The 7,785-nt window shown below is 63.4% G+C and carries 5 protein-coding genes, 1 pseudogene and 1 riboswitch; of the genes and pseudogenes, 3 read left to right on the top strand and 3 right to left on the bottom strand.

Annotation, left to right across the window (positions count from 1 at the left end; translation table 11 throughout):
* The coding region (locus ABJF10_RS27410) for an FAD-dependent oxidoreductase (RefSeq protein ID WP_348547810.1) at nucleotides 1-1,426 on the bottom strand (1,426 nt) is incomplete at its 3' end.
* A gap of 208 nt (nucleotides 1,427-1,634) precedes the next feature.
* Nucleotides 1,635-1,856: riboswitch (cobalamin riboswitch) on the top strand.
* A gap of 263 nt (nucleotides 1,857-2,119) precedes the next feature.
* Between ABJF10_RS27410 and ABJF10_RS27415 the strand changes: the two genes are divergently transcribed.
* The 3 genes from ABJF10_RS27415 to ABJF10_RS27425 are packed head-to-tail and all read left to right on the top strand — an operon-like array spanning nucleotide 2,120 to nucleotide 6,785.
* On the top strand, nucleotides 2,120-3,304 hold the full coding sequence (locus ABJF10_RS27415) for a ribonucleotide-diphosphate reductase subunit beta (RefSeq protein ID WP_348547811.1): 1,185 nt from the start codon (nucleotides 2,120-2,122) through the stop codon (nucleotides 3,302-3,304).
* 5 nt (nucleotides 3,305-3,309) lie between these two features.
* On the top strand, nucleotides 3,310-3,876 hold the full coding sequence (dcd, locus tag ABJF10_RS27420; protein ID WP_348547812.1) for a dCTP deaminase: 567 nt from the start codon (nucleotides 3,310-3,312) through the stop codon (nucleotides 3,874-3,876).
* A gap of 59 nt (nucleotides 3,877-3,935) precedes the next feature.
* Nucleotides 3,936-6,785 (top strand): ribonucleoside-diphosphate reductase subunit alpha, encoded by a 2,850-nt coding sequence (locus ABJF10_RS27425; RefSeq protein ID WP_348547813.1) that lies wholly within the window; start codon nucleotides 3,936-3,938, stop codon nucleotides 6,783-6,785.
* Between the two features lie 103 nt (nucleotides 6,786-6,888).
* Here the strand turns inward: ABJF10_RS27425 and ABJF10_RS27430 are convergent, their stop codons facing one another.
* Nucleotides 6,889-7,302, bottom strand: a complete 414-nt coding sequence (locus ABJF10_RS27430) for a hypothetical protein (RefSeq protein ID WP_348547814.1) — start codon at nucleotides 7,300-7,302, stop codon at nucleotides 6,889-6,891.
* 79 nt (nucleotides 7,303-7,381) lie between these two features.
* Nucleotides 7,382-7,785, bottom strand: a pseudogene (locus ABJF10_RS27435) (ferredoxin family protein); the annotation flags it as partial.

Consider the following 7,785-nt stretch of genomic DNA (forward strand, 5'->3'; position numbering starts at 1 on the left):
TCTGCGTGAGCAGCGCCACGGCTTCACTCCACTCCACCTCGTGCGGCGGACGCCCGCTTTTGGCGGCGATGGCAGCCACTGCACCCGCTGCTTCACCCATCGCGGTGGCGTTGCCGGTCACGCGATAGCTGGCGTGCGCGATGAAATCGCCGCTGATGCAGCGGCCGGCCATCAGCAGGCCGTCGACGTCCCGGGCGATCAGGGCGCGGAGGGGAATGTCGTAGGGTTTTACTTTGATCCCCTTGGTCTCGATCGCCTTGGTCTTGTTGAGTTCTGCGGTCACGGCGTGGATGTCCACTCCGAAGGTCGGCCGCACCACGGCATCCTCGTGGCGGGCGCCCGACACAATGTCCTGCTCCGTTACCACGTAACGGCCGCGAATGCGACGTCCGTCGCGCACGCCGATTTGCTCGGCGGTGGCGGCGATCTGGAGGCTTTCCCAGGGACCGCCCAGCCCGCGCAAGGCATTCACGATCCGATTCAGCTCGCTGCGTGCGCGCACGGTCGCAGCCGTGACCTCGGCTGCATCCCAGGGCTTGATGCCGAATTCCTGGTTCATCATGACCAGCAAGAGATTGTCCCGCACCTGCCAGAGCGTGGGGTTGCTGTAGGAGGGGAAAAAGCCGGTGCGCTGGATCTCGGCGAGAAACGCCTTTTTCGACAATGCCACCGAGGCGTCGGGATCCGACACGTGGATGAAGGGCGCCAGCGCCGCCGCGTCCTTGCAGACGAGCAGCGCATTCAGCGACATGGGCTGGCACGGGCAATCCTTCGCCTCGCCGATCTCCCATTCGCACCCGGCCAGTGAGCCGAGATCGCCGTCGCCCGTGGTGTCGATGAAGACCGGGGCGCGCCACGCCTGCCGGCCCGATTTCGATTCCGTCACCAGGGTCGCCAGGCGGCGGCCCTCCCGGTAGGCGGCGGCCGCGCGGGTGTGCAGTTGAAATTTCACGCCCGCTTCCACCAGCAAATCCTCGAGCAACAACTTCATACCCTCCGGCTCATAGGTGATCGACCCCTTGCTCTTCCCGCGCCGGATGCCGCGTTCATCGAGCTTGGTGGCCAGCTCCCGGGCGAAACCCGGTTTATTGAAATCGAGCAGATAGCCCAACAACCCCGCCGTCCATACGCCGCCCACGCAACCCCGCCATTCAAACAAGCGTACCCGCGCCCCGCCGCGCGCCGCGGTGATCGCCGCGCTCACTCCCGCGGGCCCGGCGCCGCACACGATGACATCGGCATCGCTGACCAGGGGCAGCTCGCGTCCCGGCTCCGCAAATCGCTCCGTGCCCACCGGACCCCAGGCCTCGGCGGCGGGCAGCAAATTCGGCACCGCCATGGCACCTGCACCGGCCAGAGCCGTGCGGAAAAAAGATCGCCGATCGAGACCGGACGCGCCGGTGCTGTCATGGGGGGTAGGTTTCATAGGTTTCTCTTCTAAACCAAAGCCATGGGAACGCTATCGCCTTAGCTCCGATTATCCAATCGCCTTCCGCCGCGACGGGTGTTGCAGTGAGAGGAGGCCGGTGGCGCGGGTGTGTTTTGGGGAGAAAAAAGGGGCGAAAGGTGGGTTGACAGGAATGCCGCTTGAGCCCAATATGTGGGTGGTTCTTTGAATGCGGACACCATATGTTGTGGTTTCTGCTGGAAAAAGTGTCTGTGGCTATGGCCACGGAAGAATAGGGAATCGGGTGCCGGTTGCGCAGTGATGCGTGGACGTAATCCCGAGCGGTAGCGCCGCTGTAACGAACGACGAAAGCCTCATTTTGCCACTGTGCCTCCACTAAGGCGCGGTAAGGCGGGGCGAGTAGGACGACTTCGGAGCCAGAAGACCTGCTTTTTCACTCCTCATCCAACTGCGGCCCACTCATCCTGGGCCGGCCAAACGGTCGCGCCAACGACCGGATGGGATTCTGATAGTCTGATCCGGGCGGGTGCCGGGGCTCTCGAAGCCCGCGGTGCCGCACGGTGCAGCCCTTCGGTTTTCCTCACTACCTTGCTGCGAGAGGGTAGAGCCGGGGGCTTTTTTGTGCCCGGAATTTGTCTTTCCTCTCCCCGTGAAATAAAACGTCCCTGCATTGGCGAGCAAGGGCCCGCCGGTTTTCGTATCCTTATTTCCATGAGCACTGTTTTTCCCGAATCTCCCACTGCCACGCCCGCGGGCGCGGCGACGGCTTTGTCGTTCACTGCGGAGGATCTCGCGGCGCGCGAGGAGGGCGATTTCGTGGTGTATCAAATGGGGGCGAAGACGTTCCGCCTGGACAAGACGAAGGCGCGGGCGCGGCTGGCGGGCAAGCGGGTGATCAATGGCCAGCGCAGTGCGGAGCTGAATATCCTGCCGCTGAAGTATCACGAGGCCTACCGCATCTATAAGCAGATGAAGGCGAACCATTGGGAGCCGGACGTGATCGACATGACGCGCGACTCGCAGCAGTGGAACACGGGGGTGCTGTCGCCCAAGGAACGGTGGATCATCGAGATGGGGGTGGGCTATTTTTCGGCGGCGGAGGGGATCGTGGGCGACTCCGTGTTGCACGTGATCGAGGACAACCTGACGGCGGCGGAGCTGAAGCACGCTTCGCTGCGGCACATCGCGGAGGAGTCGATCCACATGGATTCGCTGCTGCACATCATCGGCTCGCTGAATATCGACCTGGATGAGGTGACGGCGAAGTTCAGCGACATCCCGAGCGTGCAGCGGAAGAATGCCTTCATCACCCGGCACATGCCGGAGCTGAAGATGGGGATCGACCTGACGCAGACGGTGAACAAGCAGAAGTTCGCCAAGGCGATTTTCGGGATCACGCAGGTGATGGAGGGGACGCAGTTCTACGCGCTGTTCGCGATGATCCTCTCGCTGCACCGGCAGAACAAGATGACGGGGATCGGGCAGATGTTCCAATACACGCTGCGCGACGAGTCGAACCACATCGAGCTCGGGCGCTATATTCTCACCCAGCTCATCGCGGAGAATCCGGATGTGTGGACGCCGGAGTTTCGCGCCGAGCTGGTGGAGTTCATGCGCGAGGGGGTGGAGCTGGAAAAGGAATTCGTGCGCGATTGCCTGCCGGAAGATGGCGTGGGGATGACGCAGGCGGATTTCGTCACCTATGTGGAATACAATGCGGACCGGCGGCTGGCGGGGCTGGATCTGCCGGCGCTCTCGGGGGTGAAGTTGAATCCGTTTGCCTGGCTGGATGAGGTGATCTTCCTGCGCAAGGAGAAGAATTTTTTCGAGACGCGCGTGACCGAGTACCAGACGAGCGGCAGCCTGAAGAACACGGCGGAAGACGACCTGATTTGACGACCATGGGAATTCACGCCGACCACTGGATCCGCCGCATGGCGCAGGAGCACGGGATGATCGAGCCGTTCGAGGACAAGCTCGTGCGCCGGGCGAACGACGCGCCGGTGATCAGCTACGGGCTGTCGAGCTACGGCTACGATTTGCGCGTGGCGGATGAGTTCAAGGTCTTCACCAATGTTTACAACGCGGTGGTCGATCCGAAGGCGTTCGACGATCGCGCGTTCGTGGACATCAAGGGGGAATCGTGTCTCGTGCCGCCGAACTCGTTTGCCCTGGCGCGCAGCGTGGAGTACTTCCGCATCCCGCGCGATGTGCTGACGCTCTGCGTGGGGAAGAGCACCTACGCGCGCTGCGGGATCATCGTGAACGTGACGCCTTTCGAGCCGGAATGGGAAGGGCACGTGACGCTGGAGATTTCCAATACGACGCCGCTGCCCGCGCGCATTCATGCGTGGGAAGGGCTGGCGCAGGTCCTGTTTTTTTCCGCCGCGGAGCCGTGCGAAACGAGCTACGCGGAGCGCGGCGGCAAGTACCAGGCCCAGCGCGGCATCACCGTGCCTCGCATTTAGCATTTCGGATTTAGCATTTAAGATTCCACCGTCGTCGTCCTTCAGCACCCAACCCGCCCATGAGCACGTCCTCCGCCACGTTTGTCCTGCAAAACGATCTGCCTTTCAACGGCGCGCCGGAATTTCCGCAAGTGATCCGGCGCGATTTGCCGGGGGATATTTCCGGCAAGCCGCGCGTGGTTCCGTGGCTCGGGCACAAGATCGCCAAGGCGGTGGCCTCGGCGTGTTTCGTGGAGGGGCAGGACGAACAGATCGGCCTGCAAGTGCAGGCGGAGATCGAGTATCGCATGCGCCGGGAGCGGCCGAGTTTCATCCACATCGAGCAACTACAGGACCTGGTGGAGGAGACGCTGATCGAGCTGGGTCACGCGCGGGTGGCGCTGGCCTACGGGAAGTATCGCGTGCGGCGGGCGGCGGAGCGCGCCTTTGGCGGCGAGCCGGCGACGGACGATTCCACGCAGCAACTGGAACTGGCGACGCGCGAGCAGCTCGCCGACATCCGCGCGCGCATTTCCTTTGCCCGCATCGGGCTGCAGGTCTCGCTGGGTGACGACGATCTGCTGGCGCGGCTGCTGGCCAGCACGTCGATCAATCTCACGGCGGACGAGCGGCGCGAGACGATCATCCTGAATGCAAAATCGCTGCTCGATCTCGATGCCGATGCGCGCTTCTTCTCCGCACGCATCCTGCTTAGCTATATCTACGAGGAGACGCTGCCGTGGAAGATCACCGACGGCCCGCAAGCCTTGAAGGAAGCGCATCGCCGGGCGTTCCTGGAGTACATCCCGCGCGGCATTGCGCTGCGCCGGCTCGATCCGCAACTGGCGGAGTTTGATCTCAAGACGCTGGCCACCGCGCTCGATCCTTTTGCCGATTTGCAGTTCGATTTCCTCGGCATCCAGACGCTCTACGATCGTTATCTCATCCTCACCAAGGATGAAGTGACCGGGCGCAAACGCCGGATGGAAGCGCCGCAGATTTTCTGGCTGCGCGTGGCGATGGGGCTGTCCGTGCTGGAAGACAAACGCGAGCTGCGCGCGGCGGAATTCTACGGGATCTACACGTCGCGCCGTGCGTGTTCTTCGACGCCCACGCTCTTCAACGCCGGCACGCTGCGCTCGCAGCTCTCGAGCTGCTACCTGCTCTACTGCGGGGACAGCATCGAGGAAATCACCGAGACGTGGCGGCGCTTTTCGCACCTCTCGAAATGGGCGGGCGGCCTGGGCTGCTCGTGGACGGCGCTCCGCGGCGCGGGCGCGCACATTCACGGGACGAATGGCGAAAGCTCGGGCGTGATTCCTTTCCTCAAGGTTTCCAACGACATCGCGATCGCCGTGAATCAAGGCGGCAAGCGGCCTGGCGCGCTCTGCTCCTATCTCGAACTTTGGCACGCCGACATCGAGGACTTTCTCGATCTGCGCAAGGAAACGGGCGATGACCGCCGCCGCACGCACAACATGAACACCGCGCATTGGATTCCCGATGTGTTCATGAAGCGGCTCAAGGCCATCTCCGACGGCGCGCTGCCGAAGGACGCGACGTGGTCGCTCTTCCGCACCAACGACGTGGCCGATCTCCCGGGGCTCTCCGGGCGCGCCTTCGAGGAGCGCTACACGTACTACGAGGCGCTCGCGGCCGAGGGCAAGGTGTGGTCGCGCAAAGTGCGCATTCTCGCGCTGTGGAAGCGGATGCTGGAGATGCTGTTTGAGACGGGGCATCCGTGGATGACGTTCAAGGATCCGTGCAATCTGCGCAGTCCGCAGAATCACGCCGGGGTCATTCACAACTCCAACCTTTGCACCGAGATCACGCTCAACACGAGCAGCGACGAGGTGGCGGTGTGCAACCTGGCGTCGATCAACCTTGCCGCGCATCTGCGCGAAGATGGCGTGCTCGATCACGACAAGCTGCGCGCCACGATCAGCGTGGTGATGCGGATGCTCGACAACGTCATCGACATCAATTTTTACCCCATCGATGCCGCGGCCAGTTCCAACCGGCGGCATCGTCCCGTGGGCCTCGGCGTGATGGGGATGCAGGATGCGCTCTACGATAAGAAGATCGCCTTCGACACGCCCGAGGCGGTCGCTTTCAACGACGAGGCGCTCGAGGCCATCGCCTATTATGCCTACGGCGCCAGCAGCGATCTCGCGGCCGAGCGCGGGCGCTACGACAGCTACGCCGGATCGAAGTGGGACCGCGGCATGCTGCCGCTCGACACGCTGGAGCATCTGGAAAAAGAACGCGGCGTGCCTGTGCTCGTCGACCGCACGGCGCGCCTGGATTGGGAAGCGTTGCGCGCGAAGATCGCCGCCCAAGGGATGCGCAATTCGAACTGCCTCGCCATCGCGCCGACCGCGACCATTTCCAATATCCTCGGCTGCACGCCGTGCATCGAGCCGACCTACAAGCACATCCACACCAAGTCGAACATGAGCGGCGAATTCATCCGCACCAACGACCACTTGCTGCGCGATCTGCAGGCGCGCGGACTGTGGGACGACGAAATGCTCGCGGACTTGAAATACTTCGACGGCAGCGTGCAAGGCATCGAGCGCATTCCCGCCGAGCTACGCGCGCTCTACAAGACCTCCTTCGAGATCGCGCCGACCTGGATCTTGCAATGCGCCGCCGTCCGTCAGAAATGGATCGACCAGGCGCAAAGCACCAATCTCTGGCTCGCCGAGAGTGACGCCCGCGCCGCGAGCTTCATGTATCGCGAAGCCTGGGAACGCGGTCTCAAGACCACCTATTACCTGCGCACGCTCAACAAGAGCGCCATCGACAGCTCCAACCGCGACCGCCGCGCTGCTGTAACGGAGCCAAAGCGCGAGTTCACCGCCGAGGAAAAGAATGCGTGCTCGATCGAGGCGATGCGCAACGGCGGCACGTGCGAAGCCTGCCAGTAGCTTTTAGAAACCGTGACTGCTCCTCGTGGTGTCATCCTTACACTCCGCTCAGAATGACACGCGAGGAGGGAGCTGACCTTTTAGACAGAGTCCCTTAAGTCTCTTAGAACGGCAATTTCCGGCGCAGGGCGTGGAGTTGCTTGCGCAGCGGGCTGAGATCCACGTTGCGCGCTGTGGCGAGGACGGCGGTTTCCCGGTCGCGCGCGGCATCTGCGAGGGCGCTGACCGCGTCGGTGAGGGCCTGGCGGGCGCGGCCCATGGGTTCGCGGAGATATTTGTCCTCGGGGGTGCGCGGCTGGCGGCGGGTGAGGAGCAGGGCGACGACGACGCCGCCGGCGAGGGCGGTCCAGAAGGCAGGCATGGGGACGCGGCGGATGACAGTTTGGGCGCGGCGGGCGACGGTGGTCGCTTCGTCGCGGATCTCGTCGGCGGACGGGAGATAAGCTTCGGCACGGGCGATGCGATCGCGGATGTCGTTAAGGGGACGCTCGGTGACGCGGGAAGTTTCGTATTTCATAGGAATCCTTTCCCATGATTCGCAGCGGAGCCGGTCCGTGGCCGGGCTGTGCAGGCTGGCCGGGGACGAAGCAGAATCTCTACTTCTGCGCGGCGAGAGCGGCCTGGGCCTTGGCGCTGGCTTCCTCGGCGCGACGGGCGATTTCCTCGGGCGAGGGGAGGGACATGAGGACCTCGGGCGGGATGTCGCCGGCGGCGGCGAGTTTGATGAGGCACTTCTGGCGCTCGGTGAGCGCCTTGTCGGAATCGCGTTCTTTGCTGAAGCGGCTCTTGGCCTTTTCGCTGCGCAGGCGGAGCATGGCGTAGACGTCGCCGCCGAGCAGGGCGCTGATGTCCACTTTCATCTTCTCCTTCGCGAGGTCGGAGTCGCTGACAACATCGCCGTTGATCGGGCCGGCTTTGTACTTCGGAAACATGATCGCGGCTTCCGGGCAGACGCGCGAGCAGGCGGGGCAATTGGTTTTGCAGTTGTCGTTGTTCTGCA

Origin of the sequence: Chthoniobacter sp. (assembly GCF_040003245.1) — a bacterium.
Taxonomy (GTDB): Bacteria; Verrucomicrobiota; Verrucomicrobiia; order Chthoniobacterales; family Chthoniobacteraceae; genus Chthoniobacter.

Excerpts from the sequence above, each read along its gene's own strand:
- ABJF10_RS27415 (WP_348547811.1), top strand. The coding sequence starts at position 2,120 with ATGAGCACTGTTTTTCCCGAATCTCCCACTGCCACGCCCGCGGGCGCG.
- dcd (WP_348547812.1), top strand. The coding sequence starts at position 3,310 with ATGGGAATTCACGCCGACCACTGGATCCGCCGCATGGCGCAGGAGCAC.
- ABJF10_RS27425 (WP_348547813.1), top strand. The coding sequence starts at position 3,936 with ATGAGCACGTCCTCCGCCACGTTTGTCCTGCAAAACGATCTGCCTTTC.
- ABJF10_RS27430 (WP_348547814.1), bottom strand. The coding sequence starts at position 7,302 with ATGAAATACGAAACTTCCCGCGTCACCGAGCGTCCCCTTAACGACATC.